Annotated in this window: 21 protein-coding genes, 2 tRNA genes and 2 pseudogenes; 15 read left to right on the forward strand and 10 right to left on the reverse strand. The window is 74.6% G+C overall.

What is annotated here, in order from left to right:
- Positions 1-98: 98 nt before the first annotated feature.
- The 4 genes from PSU4_RS07170 to PSU4_RS07185 form a co-directional block, all read right to left on the reverse strand.
- On the reverse strand, positions 99-2456 hold the full coding sequence (locus tag PSU4_RS07170) for an FtsX-like permease family protein (RefSeq protein WP_147103840.1): 2358 nt from the start codon (positions 2454-2456) through the stop codon (positions 99-101).
- Positions 2449-4119: a histidine kinase gene (locus tag PSU4_RS07175; RefSeq protein WP_147103843.1), complete on the reverse strand. Its 1671-nt coding sequence runs from the start codon at positions 4117-4119 to the stop codon at positions 2449-2451. The genes PSU4_RS07170 and PSU4_RS07175 overlap by 8 nt, the downstream gene beginning before the upstream one ends.
- Positions 4116-4898 (reverse strand): ABC transporter ATP-binding protein, encoded by a 783-nt coding sequence (locus PSU4_RS07180; RefSeq protein ID WP_186816792.1) that lies wholly within the window; start codon positions 4896-4898, stop codon positions 4116-4118. Before PSU4_RS07180 ends, PSU4_RS07175 begins: the two co-directional genes overlap by 4 nt.
- Positions 4899-5035: 137 nt before the next feature.
- Complete coding sequence (locus tag PSU4_RS07185) at positions 5036-5884, reverse strand: alternative oxidase (protein WP_147103849.1); 849 nt, start codon at positions 5882-5884, stop codon at positions 5036-5038.
- 281 nt (positions 5885-6165) lie between these two features.
- On the opposite strand from PSU4_RS07185, the gene PSU4_RS07190 reads away from it, so the two are divergent.
- The 3 genes from PSU4_RS07190 to PSU4_RS07200 all read left to right on the forward strand — a co-directional run bounded on the left by PSU4_RS07190 (position 6166) and on the right by PSU4_RS07200 (position 8127).
- Complete coding sequence (locus tag PSU4_RS07190) at positions 6166-6558, forward strand: STAS domain-containing protein (protein WP_147103851.1); 393 nt, start codon at positions 6166-6168, stop codon at positions 6556-6558.
- A 16-nt stretch (positions 6559-6574) separates the two neighbouring features.
- Positions 6575-6670: transfer RNA gene (locus tag PSU4_RS07195), tRNA-Sec, on the forward strand.
- A 125-nt stretch (positions 6671-6795) separates the two neighbouring features.
- Positions 6796-8127, forward strand: a complete 1332-nt coding sequence (locus PSU4_RS07200; protein ID WP_147103854.1) for an amidase — start codon at positions 6796-6798, stop codon at positions 8125-8127.
- Between the two features lie 48 nt (positions 8128-8175).
- Here PSU4_RS07200 and PSU4_RS07205 read toward each other — a convergent pair whose 3' ends face one another.
- Positions 8176-9570, reverse strand: coding sequence for an alkaline phosphatase PhoX (locus PSU4_RS07205; RefSeq protein ID WP_147103857.1), 1395 nt, complete (start codon positions 9568-9570; stop codon positions 8176-8178).
- Positions 9571-9701: 131 nt separating this feature from the next.
- On the reverse strand, positions 9702-10739 hold the full coding sequence (gene selD / locus PSU4_RS07210) for a selenide, water dikinase SelD (RefSeq protein WP_147103859.1): 1038 nt from the start codon (positions 10737-10739) through the stop codon (positions 9702-9704).
- 43 nt (positions 10740-10782) lie between these two features.
- Here selD and selA point away from each other — a divergent pair, with 43 nt between their 5' ends.
- The 4 genes from selA to PSU4_RS07230 all read left to right on the forward strand — a co-directional run bounded on the left by selA (position 10783) and on the right by PSU4_RS07230 (position 14941).
- Positions 10783-12096 carry an L-seryl-tRNA(Sec) selenium transferase gene (gene selA, locus PSU4_RS07215; RefSeq protein ID WP_147103862.1) on the forward strand — a complete coding sequence of 438 codons (1314 nt, stop codon included), beginning with the start codon at positions 10783-10785 and terminating at the stop codon, positions 12094-12096.
- 4 nt (positions 12097-12100) lie between these two features.
- Positions 12101-13891: a selenocysteine-specific translation elongation factor gene (gene selB, locus PSU4_RS07220; RefSeq protein WP_147103865.1), complete on the forward strand. Its 1791-nt coding sequence runs from the start codon at positions 12101-12103 to the stop codon at positions 13889-13891.
- Positions 13892-13958: 67 nt separating this feature from the next.
- Complete coding sequence (locus PSU4_RS07225; protein WP_147103868.1) at positions 13959-14357, forward strand: STAS domain-containing protein; 399 nt, start codon at positions 13959-13961, stop codon at positions 14355-14357.
- A 290-nt stretch (positions 14358-14647) separates the two neighbouring features.
- The gene (locus tag PSU4_RS07230; protein WP_147103872.1) at positions 14648-14941 is read left to right on the forward strand and encodes a WhiB family transcriptional regulator; all 294 of its coding nucleotides are present in this window, start codon (positions 14648-14650) and stop codon (positions 14939-14941) included.
- 157 nt (positions 14942-15098) lie between these two features.
- Here the strand turns inward: PSU4_RS07230 and PSU4_RS07235 are convergent, their stop codons facing one another.
- A complete protein-coding gene (locus PSU4_RS07235) occupies positions 15099-15725 on the reverse strand; it encodes a hypothetical protein (RefSeq protein WP_147103874.1) in 627 nt (208 codons plus the stop codon).
- A gap of 497 nt (positions 15726-16222) precedes the next feature.
- Here PSU4_RS07235 and PSU4_RS07240 point away from each other — a divergent pair, with 497 nt between their 5' ends.
- The 3 genes from PSU4_RS07240 to PSU4_RS07250 all read left to right on the forward strand — a co-directional run bounded on the left by PSU4_RS07240 (position 16223) and on the right by PSU4_RS07250 (position 18749).
- A complete protein-coding gene (locus PSU4_RS07240; RefSeq protein ID WP_147103877.1) occupies positions 16223-16663 on the forward strand; it encodes an ATP-binding protein in 441 nt (146 codons plus the stop codon).
- On the forward strand, positions 16660-17439 hold the full coding sequence (locus PSU4_RS07245) for a SigB/SigF/SigG family RNA polymerase sigma factor (protein WP_147103880.1): 780 nt from the start codon (positions 16660-16662) through the stop codon (positions 17437-17439). The genes PSU4_RS07240 and PSU4_RS07245 overlap by 4 nt, the downstream gene beginning before the upstream one ends.
- 104 nt (positions 17440-17543) lie before the next feature.
- Positions 17544-18749: an NAD(P)/FAD-dependent oxidoreductase gene (locus PSU4_RS07250; protein ID WP_147103883.1), complete on the forward strand. Its 1206-nt coding sequence runs from the start codon at positions 17544-17546 to the stop codon at positions 18747-18749.
- Between the two features lie 14 nt (positions 18750-18763).
- Here the strand turns inward: PSU4_RS07250 and PSU4_RS07255 are convergent, their stop codons facing one another.
- A complete protein-coding gene (locus PSU4_RS07255; protein WP_147103886.1) occupies positions 18764-18985 on the reverse strand; it encodes a DUF3618 domain-containing protein in 222 nt (73 codons plus the stop codon).
- A 133-nt stretch (positions 18986-19118) separates the two neighbouring features.
- Between PSU4_RS07255 and bcp the strand changes: the two genes are divergently transcribed.
- The gene (gene bcp / locus PSU4_RS07260) at positions 19119-19586 is read left to right on the forward strand and encodes a thioredoxin-dependent thiol peroxidase (RefSeq protein ID WP_147103889.1); all 468 of its coding nucleotides are present in this window, start codon (positions 19119-19121) and stop codon (positions 19584-19586) included.
- 227 nt (positions 19587-19813) lie between these two features.
- Here bcp and PSU4_RS07265 read toward each other — a convergent pair.
- Positions 19814-20479: pseudogene (locus tag PSU4_RS07265) on the reverse strand (NAD(P)H-dependent oxidoreductase); the annotation flags it as partial.
- Here PSU4_RS07265 and PSU4_RS07270 point away from each other — a divergent pair.
- The 3 genes and pseudogenes from PSU4_RS07270 to PSU4_RS07280 form a co-directional block, all read left to right on the forward strand.
- Positions 20400-20597: pseudogene (locus PSU4_RS07270) on the forward strand (helix-turn-helix domain-containing protein); the annotation flags it as partial. The pseudogenes PSU4_RS07265 and PSU4_RS07270 sit on opposite strands and share 80 nt — an antisense overlap.
- An 81-nt stretch (positions 20598-20678) precedes the next feature.
- Positions 20679-21359: a transposase gene (locus PSU4_RS07275; RefSeq protein ID WP_147103892.1), complete on the forward strand. Its 681-nt coding sequence runs from the start codon at positions 20679-20681 to the stop codon at positions 21357-21359.
- Positions 21324-21396: transfer RNA gene (locus PSU4_RS07280), tRNA-Leu, on the forward strand. The genes PSU4_RS07275 and PSU4_RS07280 overlap by 36 nt, the downstream gene beginning before the upstream one ends.
- 46 nt (positions 21397-21442) lie before the next feature.
- On the opposite strand, the gene PSU4_RS07285 is transcribed toward PSU4_RS07280, so the two are convergent.
- Complete coding sequence (locus PSU4_RS07285; protein WP_147103895.1) at positions 21443-22117, reverse strand: TVP38/TMEM64 family protein; 675 nt, start codon at positions 22115-22117, stop codon at positions 21443-21445.
- A gap of 118 nt (positions 22118-22235) precedes the next feature.
- Here PSU4_RS07285 and PSU4_RS07290 point away from each other — a divergent pair, with 118 nt between their 5' ends.
- A complete protein-coding gene (locus PSU4_RS07290; RefSeq protein WP_147103898.1) occupies positions 22236-22637 on the forward strand; it encodes a carboxymuconolactone decarboxylase family protein in 402 nt (133 codons plus the stop codon).
- Positions 22638-22661: the final 24 nt, after the last annotated feature.

Genomic DNA, 22661 nt, shown 5'->3' on the forward strand with positions numbered 1-22661 from the left:
GATCCGGTTCGAGGTTGGGACCTGGCGGGTGCGGGGGCGCGTTCCCGCTGGTCGAGGGTGCGGTTTTCCACACCCCGTCGGTGAGGCGGACAGCCGGGTCAGCCGGTCGCGAGCGCCACGGCGGGAGGGGTGCGGGCGGCGCGCGCCGCGGGGGCGAGCGACAGCAGCAGAGCGCCGGCGAGGACGGCGGGGACGATCACGACGAGGAGCCGGCCGGGGACGGCGAGGTCGCCGGCGACGCCGGTGGCGGTGGCGAGCTGCCACCACAGGACGCGGGCGGCGCCGAGCCCGAGCGGGACGCCGATGACGAGGGCGGGCAGCACGGTGGTGGCGGCCATGACGGCGAGGGTGGCGCGGACCTGTCCGGGGGTGGCGCCGAGGACGGACAGGACGGCGACCTCGCGGGCGTGTCGTCGACCGGAGGTGAGCAGGGCGTGGACGAGTCCGGCGCCGGCGACGACGGCGAGCACGAGCGCGAGCAGCTCGGGGAGGGTGACGAGGTCGGCGAGGTTGCCGACTGCCGTCGGCACCTCCCGTTGGAACACCTCGAGGCCCTGGCTGAGCTCGGCGAACAGGGCGTCGGCGGTGCCGGGGACGGCGAGGACGGCGGCGTCGTAGAGGGGCTGGCCGGGGGTGATGGCGCGCATGACGTCGGGGGTGACGACGACGCCGTCCCCGATCCCGCCCTGGTTCTGTGAGGTCAGGACGGCCTTGCCGACGATCCGCAGGACGACGGTGCCGCCGTGGACGCGGCGGACCTCGAGGGTGTCGCCGACGTCGACCCCGAGGCGTGAGGCGAGCCGCGGGCCGACGGCGACCTCGTCGGGGGCGGCGGGCATGCGGCCGCCGGCGACGGCGATGGGCATGTGTCCTTTGCGGACGTCGCGGCTGGCGACCTCGACGGCGTCGCCGTCGGCGAGCTCGGCCGAGCCGGCGGCGCCGACGTCGAGGGCGGCGACGCGGGGGTCGGCGACGAGCCGGGCGACGTCGGGTTCGCGGGCGTCGACGATGGTGAGGTCGGCGGCCTGCCCGTAGCGGGCGGGGGTGTCGACGAGGCGTTGCAGGCTGGCCCCGAATGCGACGGCGGCGACGACGCCGGCCATGGCGAGTGAGGCGGCGACGACTGTCGCGACGGCGGGCACACCGCCGCGGCCGACGCGTCCGTGGATGGCGAGCCGCATCCCCAGCACGGCGGCGGGCCAGCGCCGGAAGGGGTTGATCGCGGCGGCGCGGACGGGGGGGACGACGGCGGCGCGGCGGCGGCCGGCGATGGCGGCGGCCGCAGCGACGACGAGCAGGAACACGACGGCGGTGCCGATGCCGCCGAGTACGACGAGCGCCCAGACGGGGCGGAACCCGGGGGTGGGTTCGAACCGTGCCTGGCTGCCGAGTGGTTCGAGCCAGCCGGAGGCGAGCGCGACGCCACCGGCGACGATCCCGGCGACGACGGCGGCTCCGACGGCGGCGAGGGCGCGGGCGGCGGTGCGTTCACTCGCGCGCATGCCGAGGGCGGACTCGACGCCTTGGGTGCCGCCGCGGGCGCTGTGGTGGCGCAGCATGCTCTGGCCGAGGACCTGCAGCCCGCCGAGGGCGAGGACGACGACGAACAGGATCAGTCCGCCGACGAGGACCTGTTCGGCGGCCCGGACGGACGGGTCGACGGTGGCGCTGGGCAGCTCGACGCTGTGCGGCAGGTACTGGGAGACGACCGACGGCGAGATCTGGTCGACGACGGCGGCGGTGCGGGCGAAGGCGGCGCCGAACCGTTGGGCGGCGTCGGCGTCGGGGGTGAACCGCACGTAGATGGAGTAGCCGACGATGTCGGGCAGGAACTTCGCGGCGAACGCCGGCCCGGCCTGGACGTTGGCCAGCGCTCCGCCCCACGAGGGCATGCGGGCGATCCCGACGACGCGCACGGTCGTGGTGGGGCCGGCGGGCGGGCCGAAGCCGACGTCGAACCGGGAGACCTGGTCGAGCGTCAGCATCCCGAGGGTGACGGTGGCGCCGACGCCGAGTCCGCTGCTCTGCGCGAGGGGTTCGCTGACGATGATCTCGTCGGGGGCGTCGCGGGCGGGGGCGCGCCCGTCGATGATCACGGGGTCGACGAGGGCCTCGTGCTCGGTGGTGGGGGCGCCGATGGAGACGAACCGCAGGGCGGGCCCGTCGAGCTGGGCGATCCAGGCCTCGTCGGTGCGGGCCTGCGCGACGGCGGGCAGGGACGGGACGGCGGCGGCGAGCTGGGGCTGGTCGGCGGCGACGAGGGCGCGGGCGTCGTCGAGGTGCACGGCGTCGACGAGGCGGGGGTAGGCGGTGGCGGTGCGCCCGGCGAGCCCGATGCCGCCGAGGACGATGCCCGCGACGAGCCCGAACACCAGGGCCATGAGCAGCGTCGCCCGCCAGCCGACGCGGAGCTCGGCGCGGGCGACGGCGCGGATCGCGCCGAACGCGTCACCCATGCCGTGGGGCGGTCGCGGGGATGCGGGCAGGGACGGTGACGGGCCCGGTCACGGTCGTCACCGGCGCGACGGTGTGCAGCGGCACCCGGCCGCTGACGGTGGTGCCGCGGCCGGGGGCGGAGCTGAGCTCGAGGGTGCCGCCGATGGCGCCGAGCCGGTCGGCCATGTTCTGCATGCCGGCACCGGCGGCCATGTTGTCGACGTCGCAGCCCGGCCCGGTGTCGACGACGGCGAAGCGCAGCTCGTCGTCGTCCTCCTCGAGGGTGACGACGACGCTCGCCTCCGGTGCGTGCTTGGCGGCGTTCTGCAGCGCTTCGAGGCAGCAGAAGTAGACGGCGGCCTCGAGCTGCTCGCCGTGGCGGGTGAGGCCCTGGGCGGCGACGGTGACGTCGAGCGGGTTGCGCTTGGCAGCGGCGCGCAGGGCCTCGTCGAGCCCGGAGTCGCGCAGCAGCGGCGGATAGATGCCGTGGGCGAGGTTGCGCAGCTCTTCGATGGACTCGCGCACCCCGGCGTCGAGCTCGTCGAGCAGCTCCAGGTTGGCCGCACCGGTGCTGCCGGCCTCGGACAGGCTGTCGCGCACCAGCCGGAGCCCGACGGCGAGCGCGACGAGGTGCTGCTGGGCGCCGTCGTGGAGGTCGCGTTCGATGCGGCGGCGTTCGGCGTCGGCGGTGCGGACGAGGCGGCCGCGGGAGGCCTGCAGGTCGGCGTTGGAGCGGCGCAGGTCGGCGAGCGTGGCCTGGAGGGCCTCGTCGAGGGCTCGGTTGCGCAGCACGATCGCGAGCCGGCGGGCGACCTCGGCGAGGGCACGTTCGTCGGCGGCGGTGAACTGGTCGGCGTCGACGGGACGTTCGACGACGACGAGCGCGAGCACCCGGCCGCCGTGGACGGCGGGGGCGAGCCGCAGCTGGGTGGTGGTGGCGGCGGTGTCGTGGTCGGCGATCAGCCGGGGCAGCCACAGCCGCAGCCAGCCCGGCCCGGCGACGCCGGCGCGTTCGAGGGTGGCCATCTCGGTGGCGTCGAGCGGCGGCGGGGGCGCGGTGTCCTCGTAGGGTTCGGGGACGACGAGGCCCCGGTGCAGGCCGGGGGCGTCGGGGACACCCGTCCAGATCTGGACGCAGGACAGGCGCCAGTCGCGGCGCATGGTCTCGGCGAGGCGGCGCAGCAGGTCGTCGACGGGGGTGCCGCGGCCGGCGCGTTCGGCGAAGTCGGCGAGCAGCTCGTCGGGTGAGCGGCGGGTGCCGAGCAGCGACATGCGCGCCGAGCGGCCGGCGCGGCGGCCCAGCGGCCCGGCGAGGGTGGCGACGAGCAGCATGCCGAGCAGGGCCGGGTTCACGAGGTCCTGCTGGGCGCCCGACGGCAGTTTGCCGAGGGCGAGCAGGGTGAGCACGAGCCCGGCGTCGACGGCCACGGCGAGGCCGGCGAAGTCGGCCGCGGCGACGAGCACGGTGGTGCTGGCGCGGCGGGCGCGGGCGCTGAACCCGGCGAGGACGGCGATCACGATCGGGGCGGCGGCCAGCAGCGCCGACACCCACAGCGGCGGGCCGCCGCGCAGCAGGCCGACGCACACGGCGACCGACGCGATCCCGATGCCGACGACGAGCCCGGACAGCAGCAGGGACCGGCGGGCGCGGCGGCCCGGCGCGGCGGACGCGGCGCGGATCACGACGGCTCCCCGGAGGTGTCGGCGTCGAGCAGCACCCCGTCGCGGATCCGGACGATCCGTTGTGCGCCACCGGCGACGTCGGCGCTGTGGGTGACCATCAGGATGGTCTGCCCGTCGCGGTGCAGGCGGGTGAACAGGTCGAGGACCTCGGCGGCGCCGTCGGAGTCGAGCGCGCCGGTGGGTTCGTCGGCCAGCAGCAGGGTGGGCCGGTTGGCCAGGGCGCGGGCGATCGCGACGCGCTGGCGCTGCCCACCGGACAGGGCGGCCGGCCGCTCCCCCTGCTTCTCCAGCAGGCCGAGGGTGTCGAGCAGGTCACGGGCCCGTTCGGTGGCCTCGGCGGGCTTCGCGCCGGCGACGAGCGCGGCGAGCGCGACGTTCTCCAGCGCGGACATGTGGTCGATGAGGTGGAAGAACTGGAAGACGAGGCCGACGTGGCGGCGGCGCAGCCGGGCGAGCCGGGCAGCGCCGAGCTCCTCGGTGCGGACCCCGGCGAGCGTCACCGATCCCTCGTCGGCCCGGTCGAGGCCGGCGAGCAGGTGCAGCAGCGTCGACTTCCCGCTGCCCGACGGGCCCATGAGCGCGACGAACTCGCCGTGCCCGACGGTGAGGTCGACCCCCCGCAGCGCCCGCACGGGGGCGGTCTCGGCCTCGTAGGTCTTGCGCAGGCCGCGGACGACGAGCTCGGGCGGGGGCGCGCCGGGGCCGGGGGCCGTTTCCGGGACGGCGTCGGGTAGCGGGGCGTCGCCCGCCCGCGCCGTCGCCTCGTAGCTCGCGCTCACCGCCACCACCACATCCCCGACCACGCGCCCGACCCCGGGCGACGTCCGAATCGTCGGAACGGGCCCCGGATCCGTTACCCGGTGCCCGTTCCGACGTGCTGTCCTGTTCGTGATCATTCCCTGCCGCACCGACAAGGTCAGCCGAGCGTGTCCTCGCGCAGGTAGCGCTCCGACTCCTGCTTGTGCATCCGCTCGTCGTGCCCGATCTGGCGCAGCAGGTCGGCCAGCGAGTCCAGGGCGCCGTACTGCGCGGCGACCACGGAGCCGTGCGCCCGGTGCTCGAACCCGGGGTTCTCGGCGACGAACTGGGCGTACTCGTGCTCGGCGTGGTCCTCGAAGTCGGCGTTGAGGCGGTAGCTCCAGCGCGGCGCGAGGACGAACAGCAGCCAGGAGGTGTGGTAGTAGCCGACGGCCATGAGCCAGGGCAGGAAGCGGTAGCGGAACCCGCCCAGCTTCCGGCCGCTCTGCGCCACGAGCTCGGCGGTGATGAGCAGGTGCCACTGCTCGTTGTCCTGCTGTTCGCGGTTCTCCTCGATGCGCTCGCGGATGCGGTTCGCCACACCGATGTCGCGGTGCCGCCGCGTCAGCGCGCGGTAGGCCGCGTTCTCCCAGATCTGGTACGGGATACGGGCGACGATCTCCAGGACCTGGAACTTCTCCATGGTGCGGCGGCGTCCGTAGAGCAGGTCCATCGTCGCGAACAGCATCCGCGCGACGAGGCTGTAGCGGCGCCGCGGCGCGAGGAGGGTGGCGTCCTGTTCGCGGCGCAGCGCCCGGCGGCCGAGTCTCGGGGTCCGGGCGGCGGTCGTGCGTCCGGGGCCGGCACCGGCGCGCGACACGGGGACGCTCGCGCCGACGGGGGCCGGGACGGGCCGGGCCACGTGGCGCGGTGACGGGAACTCCGGCAGGAACTCGACCGTCGGCATCCGATCGGTGGTGGCGTCGGTGGCGTGGCGGGTGGCGTCGGGCAGGGTCGGGACGCTCATCTCGGTGCTCCTCGTCGGGGAGTCCCGGCCCGGCTCTGCTGCCGTCCCGGTGACGAGGTGGACTCTGCCCGCGCAGGCCGTCCGGGCCGATCATGCTGCCCGGCCGGTCCGGGGTGTGGCGAGCACACCCAGCGGCGGTGGGGACCACCCCGCCGACGGGTCGTCCCGGCGTGCCCGGGGGCCGTGTTGTGTGGCGCTCCGGGCGGGTCGTAGGGTTGGCGCGCGGTTGAGAACAACAGTCCGCGTCACCTGTCCGGAGAGCCCGAGGAGCGACGGTGCGCATGAACGGTGAGACGGGCGGACCTGCCGACGAGGTCGGCGAGCCCACCGCCGAGGTCATCCGTTTCGACGCCGTCGAGCACGGCGACGGGGCGGTCGTCCTCCATGTCAGCGGCGAGGTCGACACGCTGACGGCACCGATGCTGTCCGAACGCATCGCCGACAAGCTGCCCACGGCGAACCTGCTGGTCCTCGACCTGTCGTCGGTGACGTTCCTGGGTTCGGCCGGTCTCGCGGCGCTCGTCGCGGCCAAGGACGACGCGCAGCAGCAGGACCGCCGGCTCACGCTCGTGTGCGGGTCCCGGATCGTCACCCGCGCCCTGGAGGCCACCGGCCTGCTCGGCCTGTTCGACACGGCCGACGGTGTGCCGGAGGCGTTGCGCCCCACGGCCTGACGGTCGGTGGCGCCGTGGAGGCGTCTGGGTGCCTGGTGGCCCCCGCGGTCTTCAACACCGACGTGGCCGAGCATCTCGGTCAGGCGGGTTCGATTCCCGTCCGCCTCCGCCATCCGGCCCGCCGTGCGCGCCGTGAAGCGGCCGTACGGGTGAACAGACGGTGTCGTGGTGATCGACTTCGGCGTGGTTGCGGCGGGTCGGTACGGCGGCGACCGGCGCGGATGTCAGAGTGAGCCGATGGCGAGCACGCTCTCCGACCGTGCCGGCCCGGACATGTCCGGGCTCGCGGGCGCCGACGCGTCGACGATCGCCGCGCGGGTGCGCGACGGGGACGCCACCGCCGCCGACGTCGCCGACGCCCACCTGACCCGCATCGCCGCCGTCGACGCCCGGGTGGGCGCGTTCGGCGCGGTCGATCCCGAGCGGGTGCGCGCGGAGGCCAGCGGCATCGACGCCCGCACCGACCGCTTCGCGCTCCCGCTGGCCGGGGTCCCGGTCGCGGTGGAGGACGACGTCGCGCTCGCCGGGGTCCCCACCGGGCACGGTGTGGTCGGCGACCGTCCCGACGAGCCCGCGATGCGCGACGACGCGCTCGTCCGGCGCCTGCGTGCGGCGGGCGCGATCGTGCTGGGGCGCACCAGGACCGCCGAGCTCGGCGTGTGCGGCTTCACCCGGATGGCACCCGGGGCGGGTGGTCCCGTCGACATCGCGCTGCCGGCGTCGAACCCCTGCGGTGCCGGGGCGGCCGCGGTCGCCGCCGGGATGACGGCGCTGGCGCTGGGCCGCGACGGCGGCGGGTCGGTGCGGCTGGCCGCGGCCTGGTGCGGGCAGGTCGGCCTCAAGCCCGGGCACGGGGCGCTACCACTGCCGGGCGGTGCCGAGGAGCGCTGGTTCGGGCTCGCCGAGACAGGCCTGGTCGCCCGCACCGCCGCCGACGTCGCGCTGCTGTTCGAAGCCCTGTCGGGCGTCACGGTCGGCGACCTCGCGGCGGTGGGCATCCCGCGGCGGGTCGCGGTCTCGACGGCCAGCCCGTCGGGTCGGGGGAAGCTCGACCCCGCGCACCACGACGCCGTCCGCAAGGCCGCCCGCCGGTTCACCGAGCTGGGCGTGCAGGCCGTCGACGCCGACCCGCCCTACCCGTCCGGCCTCGGCCGGGAGTGGACGCGGCGCTGGCGCGCTGGTGTGGCGCAGGAGGCCGCCTCGCTCCAGATCGACGACGGTGAACTGGGCAGGCGAACGTCCGCCGTGGTGCGGCGCGGGCGTCGCGACCTGCGCCGCGAACGGGTCGTCCCCGGCACCGTGCACACGTGGCGCGACCGGATGGCGGGCTGGCTCGACGGTGGCCGCTACGACGTCCTCGTGCTGCCCGCTGTCGGGTCCCGGGCGCCGGCGATGCGCGGGTCGCGCCCCGTCCCGGTGCCCTACACGCAGGCCTGGAACCTGGCCGGGCTCCCGGCGCTGGTCGTGCCGGTCAGGTGGGGCGCCGCCCGGGTGCCGGTGCAGCTCGTCGGCCGCCCGGCCAGCGAACCCCTCCTGCTGGCCACCGCGGCCTGCCTCCAGACCCTGTGAGCGGCGATAGTCGCTATCGCGACTATCGCCGCTCACGACCCGGCGCGCTCAGCGCTGGTGGCGCCACGGCCCGGTGATCGCGAACGTGATCCCCGGCTCCTGGATGTTGGCGAACAGCGTCTTCCGGTCCGGCGAGTACACCGGCCCCGTGAACTCGACGTCGCCGATCTCGTTGCGCGCCAACGGGAACGTCCGGCCGTCGTCGGTGGCGCCGAACAGGTGCTGCACGCCCGCGCCGTCCTCGGCGAGGATCACGCCGCCGTAGGGCGAGACGCTGATGTTGTCGGGGCCGTCGAACGCGCCGTCGACGGTCGGATCGGGGTTGACCGCGAGCCGCAGGACGAGGGTGAGCGTGCCCCGCTCCGGGTCGTGGAACCACACCTGCCCGTCGTGCTGGACCGGGCTCTCCTCGCGGGCGAAGCTGGACACGACGAAGGCACCCTCCGCGCCACCCCGTGAACCCCACCAGGCGCCCTCCAGCTTGCGGGCCCGGGTGACGTCGCCGTCACCCAGCTGGGAGCGGGTGGGCGTGGCGCGGCCGTCGCGGTCGGGCACGCTCACCCAGTCCGCCTCGTAGACGGTGCCGATCGCCGACGCGCGCGACAGGTCGTCGACGTGTGCGCCGGCGCCGTCGGTGGCGCGCAACGCGGCGAGCACGCCGTCGGTCGGGCCGAGCCGGCGCAGCGCACCCCTGCCGCCCGTGTAGCCGCGCGGCGGGGTCCAGCGGTAGAGCAGGCCGTTGGGCGTCGCCGAGTCCTCGGTCAGGTAGATCGCACCCGAGCGGGGGTCGACGGCGGCGGCCTCGTGCTCGAACCGGCCCAGGGCCATGATCGGCCGCGGGTCGCGGTTGGCGCGGTCGTCGAACGGGTCGACCTCGAAGACGTACCCGTGGTCCTTGGTGAAGCCGTCCTTGCCGGCAAGGACGTCGATCTCCTCGCAGGTCAGCCAGGTGTCCCACGGCGTCCGGCCGCCGGCGCAGTTGGTGGCGGTGCCGGCCACGCCGACCCGTTCCCGGGTCCGGCCGCCGTCGCGACGCACGTCGACGATCGTGCAGCCGCCGGCCGCGGCGGGGTCGTAGACGAGGCCGTCGACGTGTGGGACGGGCAGTTCGGTGCCCCACGGCTCGCGGATCTCGTGGTTGGTGACGAGCACGGTGCCGCCGCCGCGGGCCCGGAACGCTCCGGTGCCGTCGTGGTTGCGCGGCGTGGGCTCGCCCGACTCCAGCGTGGTCCGGCCGGCCTCGGTGACGATCGTGTACCGGAACCCGGCGGGCAGCGCGAGGCGCTTCGCGGGGTCGGCGACGAGCGGGCCGTAGCCCAGGGGCTTGCCGGGCGCGGCGGACGCGGGCGTGGCCTGCAGGGCGTCGACGCTGCCGATGAGCAGCACACCGGCGCCGACGGCCGCGGTGCGCTGGATGAAGTTGCGTCGGGACAGTTCGGTCATCTCGTCCTCAGCTCCTGGTCCGCTCGTGGTGGGCGACCAGGGACGCTGCAGGACGAAGTCGACGATCTGATGAACAGAACGACCCTTGTGAGTGGCAATAGTCGCTATAGCGACTATTGCCACTCACAGGGTCACGTCAGGCGGATGAGTCCGGTCCCGGCGGTGACCCGGCCGACGACCGCCGCGCGCAGACCCTGTTCCTGCAGCGCCGCAACGGCTTCCGCGGCCGCACCCGGCGCGGCGCCGAACAGCAGACCGCCCGAGGTCTGGGCGTCGGCGAGCAGCAGCCGCTCGTGCTCGGACCGTTCCCCCGCGTCGACGACGTCGGCGGTCCAGTCGCGGTTGCGCCGCGTCCCACCCGGGACGACACCGGACTCCAGCAGCTCCCGCGCACCCTCGACGACGGGGACCGCGTCGACGTCGACCGTCGCGTCCACCCCGGACGCCGCAGCCATCTTCTTGAGGTGCCCGAGCAGCCCGAACCCGGTGACGTCGGTGCAGCCGGTGGCGCCCGACGCGAGCGCGGCCACCGACGCCGCGGCGTTCGGCGTGGTCATCGACGCGACCGCGGCCGCCGCGACGTCGGCCGGGGCGACCCCGCCCTTCACCGCCGACGACACGATCCCCACCCCCAGCGGCTTGGTGAGGACGAGCGCGTCGCCGTCACGCAGCCCGGTGTTGGTGAGTACCCGGTCCGGGTGCACCTCCCCCACGACGGCCAGCCCGTACTTCGGCTCCGGGTCGTCGATCGAGTGCCCGCCGACGACGGCGAACCCGCACTCCGCGCCCGCGTCCGCGCCACCGGCGAGGACCTCGGCGAGCAGTTCCTCGGGCAGGTCGTCCGACGGCCACGCCACCAGGTTCAGCGCGAACAGCGGCCGTCCACCCATCGCGTAGACGTCGGACACCGCGTTGACCGCCGCGATCCGGCCCCAGGTGCGGGCGTCGTCGACGATCGGGGTGAAGAAGTCCGTGGTGGCGACGAGCGCGCGGTCGGCGTCGAGGCGCCAGACGGCCGCGTCGTCGCCGGTCTCGGTGCCCACCAACAGGTCCGGGTGCGACGGGGGTGTAATGCGGGCGAGGACGTCGGCGAGCCGACCGGGGGCGAGCTTGCAGGCGCACCCCCCGCCGTGGCTGAACTCGGTGAGGCGGCGCGCGGCAACGGGCATGCGTCCGAGCGTAGGCCTCACTCACGACCAATAGGGTGACGGCGTGAGTGCCGATCATCGACGGCTCGTGCCTCGCACCGACGCCGTCCTCGCCGAGCCCCGCGTCGCCGCGGCGGTCGCCCGGCTGGGCCGTGAGCTGGTGAAACGCTCGGTCGTCGAGGCGCAGGCGCGGGCGCGGGCGGGCGAGATCCCACCGGCCGACGTCACCGACGCGGCGCTGGCCGCGCTGCCGTCGGCGGCGACGTCGCTGCGGCCCGTCCTCAACGCCACCGGTGTCCTGCTGCACACCAACATGGGTCGCGCCCCGCTGTCGGCCGCGGCGGTCGAGGCGCTGGCGGTCGCGGCCGGGACCTGCGACGTCGAGCTCGACCTGGCCACCGGCGGCCGCGGCCGCCGCGGCGCCGCCACGATCGACGCCCTGCTCGCCGCCGTCCCCGGTGCCGCCGCCGCGCACCTGGTCAACAACGGTGCCGCCGCGCTCGCCCTGGTCGCGACGGGCCTCGCCGCGGGCCGGGAGATCGTCGTCGCCCGGGGCGAGCTCGTCGAGATCGGCGACGGGTTCCGCATTCCCGACCTCCTGGTGTCGACGGGGGCGCGGCTGCGCGAGGTCGGCACCACGAACCGGGTGCATCCGCGCGACTACTCCTCGGTCCTGGGACCGGACACGGCCTTCGTCCTGAAGGTGCATCCGTCGAACTTCACGATCAGCGGCTTCACGAAGTCGGTCGACGTCGCCGAGCTGGCCGAGCTCGCCGGCGACGTGCCCGTCGTCGCCGACATCGGGTCCGGGCTGCTCACCCCGCACCCACTGCTGCCCGACGAACCCGACGCCGCCTCCACCCTCGCCGCCGGCGCCGCGTTGGTCACGGCGTCCGGGGACAAGCTCCTCGGTGGCCCGCAGGCGGGGCTGTTGCTGGGCGGGCCGGGCCGCGGGGCGCAGCTGGTCGAGCAGTTGCGACGCCATCCCCTGGCGCGGGCCTTGCGCGTCGACAAGCTGACGCTGGCGGCGGCCGAGGCCACCCTCACCGGGCCGGCGTCGCCGACCCGCGCGGCGCTCGACGTGGATCCCGCGACCTTGCGTGCGCGGGCGGCGCGGCTGGCCGCGGCACTGCGCGACGCGGGCACCGAGGCGGCCGACGTCGCGTCGGTCGCGACCGTCGGCGGCGGGGGCGCGCCCGGCGTGACGCTGGAGAGCGCCGCGGTGTCGCTGCCCGACCGGTTCGCCGCGGCGCTGCGGGCGGGCGACCCCGCCGTCGTCGGCCGGCTGGAGCACGGCCGCTGCCTGCTCGACCTGCGCGCGCTGCCCCCGTCGGCCGACACCGCCCTGGCCGCCGCCGTGCTCGCCGTCCGGGGGTGATCGGGTGCATGTGATCGCGACCGCCGGGCACGTCGACCACGGCAAGTCCACCCTGGTCAGGGCCCTGACCGGGATGGAACCCGACCGCTTCGCCGAGGAACGCCGCCGCGGCATGACCATCGACCTCGGCTACGCCTGGACGACCCTGCCCGGCGGGGCGACCGTCGCGTTCGTCGACGTCCCCGGCCACGAGCGGTTCGTCACGACGATGCTCGCCGGGGTCGGTCCCGTGCCCGCGGCGATGCTCGTCGTCGCCGCCGACGAGGGCTGGATGCTGCAGTCGGCCGAGCACCTCGACGCCCTCACCGCGCTCGGCGTGCGGCACGGGTTGCTCGTCGTCACGCGTGCCGACCTGCTCGACCCGTCCCTCGCGCTGGAGGAGGCCCGTTCCCACCTGGCCGGGACGGGTCTGGCCGACGTCCCCGCCGTGGCCGTCTCCGCCGTCACCGGGGAGGGCATGCACGCGCTGCGCGCCGCCCTCGCCGACCTCGCCGCGGCGCTGCCCACTCCCGACCCGGCCACCGACGTGCGGCTGTGGATCGACCGGTCGTTCACCATCCGCGGCGCGGGCACCGTCGTGACCGGGACCCTGCCCGCCGGGACCCTGCGCACCGGCGACGAGCTCGAACTCCTGGGCCCCGACGGCACCCGCCGCGTCACCGTCCGCGGTCTGCAGGCCCTCGGCGCGCCGCAGGACGCGGTCCCGGGGGTCGCGCGGGTCGCGGTGAACCTGCGCGGCGTCGCCCGTGAGGCCGTCGGGCGCGGCGACCTCCTGCTGACACCGGGCGCCTTCCTGGTGGGCGACCTCGTCGACGTCCGGCTGCGGGCCCCCCAGGGGGACACGCCCGGGGAGCTGCCCGCCGAGCTCAGCCTCCACGCCGGGTCGGCCGCCGTGCCGGTACGGGTGCGACCGCTCGGCGCCGACACCGCTCGGCTCCGTCTGGCCCGGCCGCTGCCGCTGCGCATCGGCGACGTCGTCGTCCTGCGCGACCCTGGCCGGCGCCGGATCGCCGCCGGCGCCACGGTGCTCGACGTCGCGCCGCCCGCGTTGCGCCGCAGGGGTTCCGGGAAGCGCCGCGCCGCGGAGCTGGCGACGATGGACGCGGTCCCCGACGCCGCGGCCGAGCTCACCCGTCGTCGTGTCGTGCGGGCCGCCGACCTGGTCGCCATGGGCGTTCCCCGTCCCCAGGTCGCCGCCCTGACCGTGCCGACGGCCGGGGGCTGGCTCGTCGACCCGACCGTCGTCGAGCCGGTCCTGGCGACGCTCGCAGCCGCCGTCGACGCCGCCGATCCCCTCGACCCCGGGCTCCCCACCGAGGCCGCACGCCGCGTCGCCGACCTCCCCGACGCCCGGTTGATCGACGCCCTCCTCGGCGCCGCCGACGCGCCCGGGCTCGTGCACCGCGACGGTCGGGTGACGCGCTCGGTCGCGGCCGGGCTGCCCGCCGCCGTCCGCGACGGCCTCGACGCCCTGCGCGCCGACCTGGAGGCCGACCCGTTCGCCGCGCCCGGCGCCGAGCGGCTGGCCGAGCTCGGCCTCGGCCCGCGGGAGGTCGCCTCGCTCGTCCGGGCCGGCGAGCTGCTCCGTCTCGCCGACGGCGTCGTCCTGCTCGCCGGGGCCGACGACCGCGCCCTCGACGTCCTCGCCGGCCTCGGCGCCGACGAGCTCACCGTCAGCGAGGTCCGGCAGGCCCTGAACACGACGCGGCGTGTCGCCGTCCCGCTCATGGAGCACCTGGGCCGCACCGGACGCAGCGTCCGCACCGGGTCGGGGGCCCATCGCCTGCGGCGTTGATCAGCCGCCGGTGCCGGGCGCGAGCCAGGAGTGGCAGGACCGCACGAGCCGCCCTACCGTCACCGCAATGCACGCCTCCTCCGCCTCCGAGCCCGCCCCCGCGTCCGGGGCCGACGGACCCGACCAGATCACGGTCTCCGTCGTGCGGCCCGAGCCGGGGACGGTCGTGGTGACGGTCGGCGGCGAGGTCGACATGCTCACCTCGCCGCAGCTGCGCTCGGTGCTGGTCGAGCAGATCGGTGACGAGACCGTCGAGCTCGTCGTCGTCGACATGGATGCCGTGACGTTCCTCGGCACCAGCGGGTTGGCCGCGCTCATCGAGGTCCGGGAGGCCGCCCACGCTGCCGGGGTGGGCCTGCGGCTCGCGTGCACCGGCAGGCGGGTCCTGCGGCCGCTGTCGATCGCCGGGTTGCTGCCGATGTTCGACATCCACGACACCGTCAAGGCCGCGCTCGCACCCACCTGAGTGTGATGTAGGTCACGTCTCACGCGCTCCACCGCGCGGGACACGATCAACCAGAGCACACTCCTTGCCGCTCCGGACCGCCGTCGACACGCCTCTGAGCTGCGAGGACGGTCCCGGTTCGCGCCCTCACGCCGGGCCACCGCCCGGACCTGCGCCCACCCGCACCGGACCACCCCCTCCCCACCCGGTGCCAGTCCGTCGCGTTTGGAGCTCCCGGCCGTCGGGAAGAACGACGTCGGTCTCCCGGTACGCCCGCCGGGACGGAGCGGAAAGAACGAGGTGGGCCCGCGATGAGCGACGTTTCACGACTCCCCGGCCCGATGGATCACGCATGGCAGTGGCAGCGGCTCGGATCGTGCCGCGGCATGGACAGCGGCGTCTTCTTCCACCCGGACGGCGAACGCAACCCCTCCCGGGCGCGCCGGACCGCGCAGGCCAAGGAGGTCTGCCACCGGTGCCCCGTCCTCGAGCAGTGCCGCGAGTTCGCGCTCGCCACACGCGAACCGTTCGGCGTCTGGGGCGGCCTCGCCGAGGCCGAGCGGCGAGTGATCATCGAGCGGCGGGAACTGGCCGCCGCGAGCTGACGGCCGCCGGTCGCGTCCCGGTCGTCGGGGGCGGGACGCAACCGGCACTCCCGGCGTCACGACCGGGTCGCTTCAGGCGGCCCGGTCGAGTCGCGTCAGGGCCCTTCCCAGGGCCGCTCGACCTGGACTCCCGCTCGACCTGCCGCGAGCCGGCGGATCAGCCCTCGCAGGGGACGATCGACAGCTCCAGACAGCGGTAGCGCAGCAGCGGCAGACCGTAGACCTGCGCAAGCCGCTCCATCGCCGAGATCAACACCGCGCGCGCCGGATCGTCGGCCGAGGCCACCGGTGCCAGGCAGTACACACCCGGCTCCGGGTCGAACCCGACCAGCTCGCTCATCGCCGCCACCAGGTCGTCCTCCGACCCGGCGGTCACCCCGCGCAAACTCAGCCGGTGCAGCTGCACACCCGACAGGTCCAGCACGTCACCATCGGACACCCGCTCGTCCGGCCCCGGCTCGCGAGGCGCGGGCGCGGCCCGGTCGTCGGCCGCCTCGTCCGCGACATCCTCCACCGGATCGTCGTAGTCCGGGTAGTCGAGATAGCTGAACAACGGCGTGGGCGCCGCCACCACCTGATGACCGGACACCACGTCGTCGCACGCGACCAGCAGATCCGCCGTACCCACACCCGACAGGATGCGGGCCAGATCCGACTCCGGACGCCGGAGCTCGGTGAGGGACTCGGTGATCGCGACGATCCGCGCCGGCCCCGTGCGGGGCTGCGACCGCCCCGCCAACGGGACGACGGGTCCGGACCCACGCATCTCCGGTACCGCTGTCATTCCCTGCAATCCCCCTGCTCACGACATCCGGTGCGACGCTGCGCCGGGCCCCTCCGACACCGAAGTCAACACCGGCGCGGACGCCTCCCCGCCACCTCGGCGGGACCGAACGGCGAACGGTCCGACGTGATCCGTGAGCGGGGAGGACGCGCCGCCGGCCGGTCGACGAGCCCACCCCCTGAGGTCGCTCCCCGCGGACGAACGGCCGCCACCTGCTACGACGCTTGCCCCACAGCGCCCACCCGGCGTCCCACGGTCCGGGACGACCGTTCGTGGCGCCGTGACGTCGACCCGGCGTCCGACAGGCGAGCCACGAGGCTCCACTGAGGACCACGACACTGAGGACCACGGCCACCCCACCGGGCGCCACCGCGGCGCGTGACGGACGTCGATGATTGATACCCACCTGCCCCGGGTAGCAAGATGCCCGAGACACTTACGCCGCGACCGGGCTCCCGCCCGCGCACTGCACAGCCCGCGAAGGGAGAAGCGCCCGCGTGTCCGACAGGGACGACTGGGACTCCGCCGACCTCACCGACCCCGGCAGCCCCACCGTGGAGGTGCGCACCGCCGCGTCGGCGGCGCTGATCCCCACCATCCGGGCCGTCGCGTCCGATCTCGCCGCCCGCGCCGACTTCGACCTCGACGCCATCTCCGACCTGCGGATGGCCGTCGACGAAGCCTGCGCCACCCTCGTCGACGTCGCCGCCCCCGGCTCCGGGCTGCGCTGCCGCTTCCAGGTCCGCGACGACCGCATCGACGTCCGCGCCGAAGTCGAGGGCGCCGGCGCCGACGCCACCGTCGCCACCGACACCTTCGGCTGGCGCGTCCTCGAGACGCTCACCGACGACGTCTCCGTCAGCCACACCCCCGGCCCGGACGGACGCCCCCTAGTCGGGATCGTCCTCGGCAAGAGCGCCGGCGCGACCGAGAGGTGAGCAGGACCGACCCCGAGTACGGCCACCTCGTCCCGCTGCTCGAGGAGTACGCGGGCCTGGCCGACGACGACCCCCGCCGCGACGGGCTGCGCGACGAACTGGTTCGCGGCTACCTCCCCGTCGCGCAGCACATCGCGCGCCGCTTCGCCCACCGCGGCGAACCCCTCGACGACCTCACCCAGGTCGCCACCGTCGGACTCATCAACGCCATCGACCGCTTCGCCCCCGAGAAGGGGTTCGACTTCTTCTCCTTCGCCGTGCCCACGATCAGCGGCGAGGTCCGCAGGCACTTCCGCGACCAGGGCTGGTCGATGCGGGTGCCGCGCCGGCTCAAGGACCTGCACGTCTCCCTCAACAGTGCCGTCGCCGACCTGTCCCAGCAGCTCGGCCGCGCCCCCAAGCCCAGCGAGATCGCCGAACACCTCCAGATCCCCGTCACCGACGTCCTCGAAGGCCTCGAAGCCGCCGACGCCTACCGCAGCTCCTCCCTCGACGAGATGCTCTCCTCCGAACAGGGCAGCGCCACCGTCGGCGAACTCGTCGGAGCCGCCGACGCCGAACTCGCCCGCGTCGACACCCGCCAGGCACTGCGCCCCGCGCTCGCCGAGCTCGGCGAACGCGAACGCACCATCGTCATGCTGCGGTTCTTCGGCAACATGACCCAGACCCAGATCGCGGACAAGGTCGGCATCTCCCAGATGCACGTCTCCCGGCTGCTCGCCCAGACCCTCGACCGGCTCCGCTCCGGACTCGACCAGGACACCGCACCCGACTGAACGCCCCCGAACGGGGGAGACGGCGGTCACCGCACAACGCAGCGTCCATCAGCCAAGATGGACCCCGGCCCGGGACGGTCCGGGGCGGAACGGAGATCACGACGGTGCAGGCGGAGCAGGTCCGGCACGTCCTCGTCGTCGGCGCGGGCCTCGGTGGCCTCCGCACCGTCGAGGCACTGCGCAGCAACGGCTACGACGGCCGCATCAGCCTCGTCGGCGCCGAGGAACACCTCCCCTACGACCGGCCCCCGCTGTCCAAACAGCTCCTCGCCGGCACCTGGGACGCCGACCGCGTCGCCCTCCGCGCCGCCGACGCCTACGACGACCTCGGTGTCCGCGCCTACCTCGGCACCCGCGCCACCGGCTGGCAGCCCGGTCGCGTCGAGCTCGACGACGGCGCCACCCTCCACGCCGACGCCGTCGTCGTCGCCACCGGCGTCGTCGCCCGCCGCCTGCCCGACCAGCCCGACACCGTCCACACGCTGCGCACCCTCGACGACTCCCTCGCCCTGCGCGCCGCACTCGACACCGCGTCGTCACTGACCATCGTCGGCGCCGGGTTCGTCGGCGCCGAGGTCGCCTCCAACGCCCGCGACCGCGGCATCGACGTCACCGTCCTCGAAGCACTCCCCGTCCCCTTCGCCCGCGCCCTCGGCGAAGATCTCGGCGGCCTCTGCGCCCGGCTGCTCGTCGAGTCCGGCGCCCGGCTGCGCACCGGCGTCGGCATCGACGGGTTCGACGACTCCGGTGCCCTGCTCCTCGCCGACGGCGACCGCGTCACCGCCGACGTCACCCTCGTCGGCATCGGCGGCGAACCCCGCCTGGACTGGTTGTCCGGCAGCGGGATCGACGTCACGCGCGGCCTCGTGTGCGACGCGAGCGGCCGCGTCGACGGCGCCGACGGGCTCTGGGCCGTCGGTGACGTCGCCGCCTGGTGGGACGACGTCCTCGGCCGGCCCACCCGCCGCGAACACTGGACCAACACCGTCGAGCAGGCCGCCGCCGTCGGCGCCGCCATCGCCGGCGGCGAACCGCCCGCGCCGACCGTCCCGTACTTCTGGTCCGACCAGTTCGGACTCAAGGTTCAGCTGTTCGGGCGACCCGAACCCGCCACCCGGCACGTCACCCTGCACGGCGACGGCCTCGACGGCGGCCCCGTCAAAGGCACCGTCGTCGGGCTCCTGCGCGACGACACCCTCGTCGCCGTCGCCGGGTTCGGCGCCGCCCGCCGGGTCGCCCGCTACCGCGCACTCGTCGGCTCCGGCGCCACGATCGGCGAGGTCGAGGAGATGGCCGCGACGCTCGCCTAGCACGCCCCTCAGGCCTACCTGAAGAGCTTGCGCAGCACCGCCAGCGCCACGATCGCGCCCACCCCGATCAGCGCATACTTGATCTTCGGGTCCTCGAGCTTCGCCGCGACCTGCTGCTTGCCCTGGTCGACGAACCGCTTCGGGTGCGCGCGCTCGGTCAACGCGTCGAGGCTCTCGGCGAGCTGGTCGCGCGTCTTCTCGATCTCACGCTGAATTGCTTCGGGGTCGCGCGCCACGACTCCTCCTCGGGATGCGGGGTGGCCCGGCTGCGGTCTGCAGTGCCTGCGAGGCAACACCGTAGATCACAGCCCCCGATCGCGTCGGACGGGCTCGCGCCGACCCCGCCCGAACCTGGAAGGATTCACAGCCATGACGGAGCGACTCGCCCAGGGCGACCCGGCCCCCGACTTCACCCTGCCCGACGCCGACGGCAAGCCCGTGTCGCTGGCCGACTACCGCGGCCGCAAGGTGATCGTCTACTTCTACCCCGCCGCCTCCACCCCCGGCTGCACCAAGCAGGCCTGCGACTTCCGCAACAACCTCGCGGAGCTCGGCGACGCCGGCCTCGACGTCGTCGGCATCTCCCCCGACAAGCCCGCGAAGCTCGCCAAGTTCCGCGACGCCGAGGGCCTCACCTTCCCGCTGCTCTCCGACCCCGAGCGCGAGACCCTGCAGGCCTGGGGCGCCTTCGGCGAGAAGAAGATGTACGGCAAGACCGTCACCGGCGTCATCCGCTCCACCTTCCTCGTCGACGAGGAGGGGAAGATCGAGAAGGCGATGTACAACGTCCGCGCCACCGGGCACGTCGCCAAGCTCCGCAAGGACCTCGCGGTCTGATCACGGGTACCGGGAGCGGGGCGCCCGGTCCGCGCGGCCGCTATCGGAGGTGGATCGCGAGTCCGGTCCCACCGGGCGCGCGCCCGCCCACGAGGACCATGTCCTCGTCGTAGTCGCCCCCGTGGCGCGGGCGGAACGGGAACCGGCTCCGTCGTCTCCCACGTGCGCAGCCGCTCGCGCAGCGCGTCGCGGGCTTCGACGAACTGCTCGTCGGGCACCCGGTCGGCGCCGTACACCGCGAAGGGTGGCAGCGGCGACATCCCGGTGTAGAAGAACGTCCCGTGCTGGAGGCTGAACAGCAGGTCGTCCAGCGAACCGTTGATGCCGCGCGAGCCCAGTGACACCTCGCTCGCGCCGCCCGTCACGACGACCATCGCCCGCTTGCCCGCGAGCCGGCCCTCGCCGTAGTGGAGGGCGCGGCCGTCCTCGCCGGACAGGCCGTACGCGAAGCTTTTGACGAACACGCGGTCGATCCAGCCCTTGAGGATCGCGGGGACGCCGAACCACCACAGCGGGAACTGCACGACGACCGTGTCGGCCCGGACGAGCTTCTCCTGCTCGGCGACGATCTCCGGGCTGAGCTCGCCCGCGGCGCACGCGCGGCCGGACGCCGCACCGACCTGCAGCCGGTCGTCGGCGGCCTCGGTCCCGTAGTCGGCCACATCGACGAGCGGGTTCCACTTCATCGCGTAAAGGTCCGACTCACGGACCTCGTGGCCGAGATCGCGGAGCGTCTGGACACCGTCGTCGCGCAGTGCGCCGCTGAGGGAACGGGGTCCGGGATGGGCGAATACCGTCCCCGACGGCCCCGAAGAATGGCTCACCGAGCAACGGGTCGAGCGCGCCCGGCAGCTCCTGGAGGAGTCGACCCTCCCGATCGACCGGATCGCCACGGAGTCCGGCTTCGGCACCTCGGCGTCGCTGCGGCAGAACTTCCAGTCCGGCCTCGGGGTGTCCCCCAGCGCCTACCGCGCCACGTTCTGCGGCGTGCCGGCGACGCAGCCCGGCTGAACCTGTCCGACGAGACGCGCAAGTGTGATCTTCATCTACTGATCCATTCCGCGTCGAACGCATGTTCGTCATGATCACCGCATGCCCAGAGCGAGACGATGGACCGACGAACAGTTGATCGAGGCGGTCGCGGAGAGCGCGACGTTGGCGGAGGTGTGCAGGCGGCTCGGCATCCTGCCCGGCAAGTACGACGCGCTGCGCCGCCACATCGTGCGGCTGGGGATCAACGCGTCGCACCTGCCGCGAGCTGGAGAAGGCTCGCCACGGACGGGACGCAGATACACTGACGATCAACTCAGGGACGCCGTGCGCGACTCGGCCACCATGCACGACGTGCTCCGCGCGCTGGGCTACAACGTGAGCGGCGGCATGTTCCGGTCTGTCTCAGCCCACATTCGCCTCCTCGACCTCGATACGTCGCACTTCACCGGCCAGCGCTGGGCTCGCGGACGCAAGCTTCCGGGCCGGCCCAGGTATCCCCTGGAGGCCATCCTGGTTCCGAACTCGCCCTACTCCAATGTCGGACACCTCCGTCGTCGACTGATCCAGGCCGGCCTCAAACCGGACCACTGTGAAGACTGCGGCCGGAACACCTGGCAGGGGCAGCCTCTTCCGCTCGCGCTCGATCACGTCAATGGAGACCACACCGACAACCGGCTGGAGAATCTCCGTATCCTGTGCCCGAACTGCCACGCACTCACCGACACGTGGTGTGGCAGAAAGCGCGCCGGCGTACTCCAACGGCAGAGAGAAGGCACTTAGAATGCCTCCAGTGCGGGTTCGAATCCCGCCGCCGGCACAGCTCTGACCAGTGAAATAGCTTGTTGCCCAACGAGCGGAGGCTCCTAGAGCGGCTGCGGCTCCGGCTCCCGGACGTCCTCCGGGAGCGGCCGCCGCGCCGCGATCACGACGCCCGCGAGCCCGACCAGCCCGCAGACCACCGACGCCACGATCAGCGCGGGCGGGGGCGTCCCGGTCACGGCGTCACCGAGGACGACGATCGCGACCGTCCCCGGCACGATCCCGACCGCCGTGCCCAGCAGGTAGGGCCAGAACCGGACCGCCGAGAGCCCCGACAGGTAGTTCAGCACCGCGAACGGCACCGCCGGGACGAGCCGCAGCGAGGTCACCGCCAACAGCCCGTGGTGGTCCAGCCGCAGCCGCACCCAGTTCACGGCCCGCCCGCGCGCGTAGCGCTCGACCAGCCGTCCCCCGGTGGCCCGGACGAGGGCGAAGGCGATGACCGCGGCGAGGTTCGTCGCCACCAGGGTGAGGACCAGCCCGACCGCCCAGCCGAACAGCGCCCCGGCGACGAGTGTGAACACCGTCCGCGGCACCGGACCCACGGTGAGCCCCGTATGCAGCGCCAGGAACGCCAACGGCGCCCAGACGCCCGCAGCGGCGACGGTCTCGCGGACGTCGGCCATCCCCGGCATCCCGTAGGTCCTCAGGAGCAGCGCCGCGCCGGACACGGCGACGACGACGAACACGGCCGTCCCCACCTGGCGCCACCACTGCACGACCTCGACGGTACCGACCGTCCCCGGCGCACCGGCAGCGCCGGTCGGCCCGTCACCGGCGGTTCACGCGGGGTTCACCGGTGCGGCGCCACGAGCGGGGTGGGGCTAGCGTCCGGTCGTGACGACCGACGACGGCCCCCACCTCGACCTCGATCCCGACGGCCTCGCGGTGCGCCGCGAGGTCCTCGGCCCCGCGCACGTCGACGCGGCGCTGGCCCGCGCCGACGACACCACCGCCGCGTTCCAGGAGATGATCACCCGCTACGCGTGGGGCGGGATCTGGACGCGGCCCGGCCTCGACCGCCGCATGCGCAGCGCGATCACGTTGACGTCGCTGGTCGCGCACGGGCATCTCGGGGAGCTGGAACTGCACGTGCGGGGCGCGCTGCGCAACGGGCTGACCCGGGAGGAGATCGTCGAGGTCCTGCTGCAGTGCGCGATCTACTCGGGCGTCCCAGCGGCCAACGCGGCCTTCGGCGTGGCCCGCCGCGTGCTCGCCGAGGAAGCCTCGACGGACTGACGTCGCACCCCGTCGCGCCCCGAC

The sequence above is a fragment of the Pseudonocardia sulfidoxydans NBRC 16205 genome (assembly GCF_007989085.1).
In the GTDB taxonomy this organism is placed as follows: Bacteria; Actinomycetota; Actinomycetes; order Mycobacteriales; family Pseudonocardiaceae; genus Pseudonocardia; species Pseudonocardia sulfidoxydans.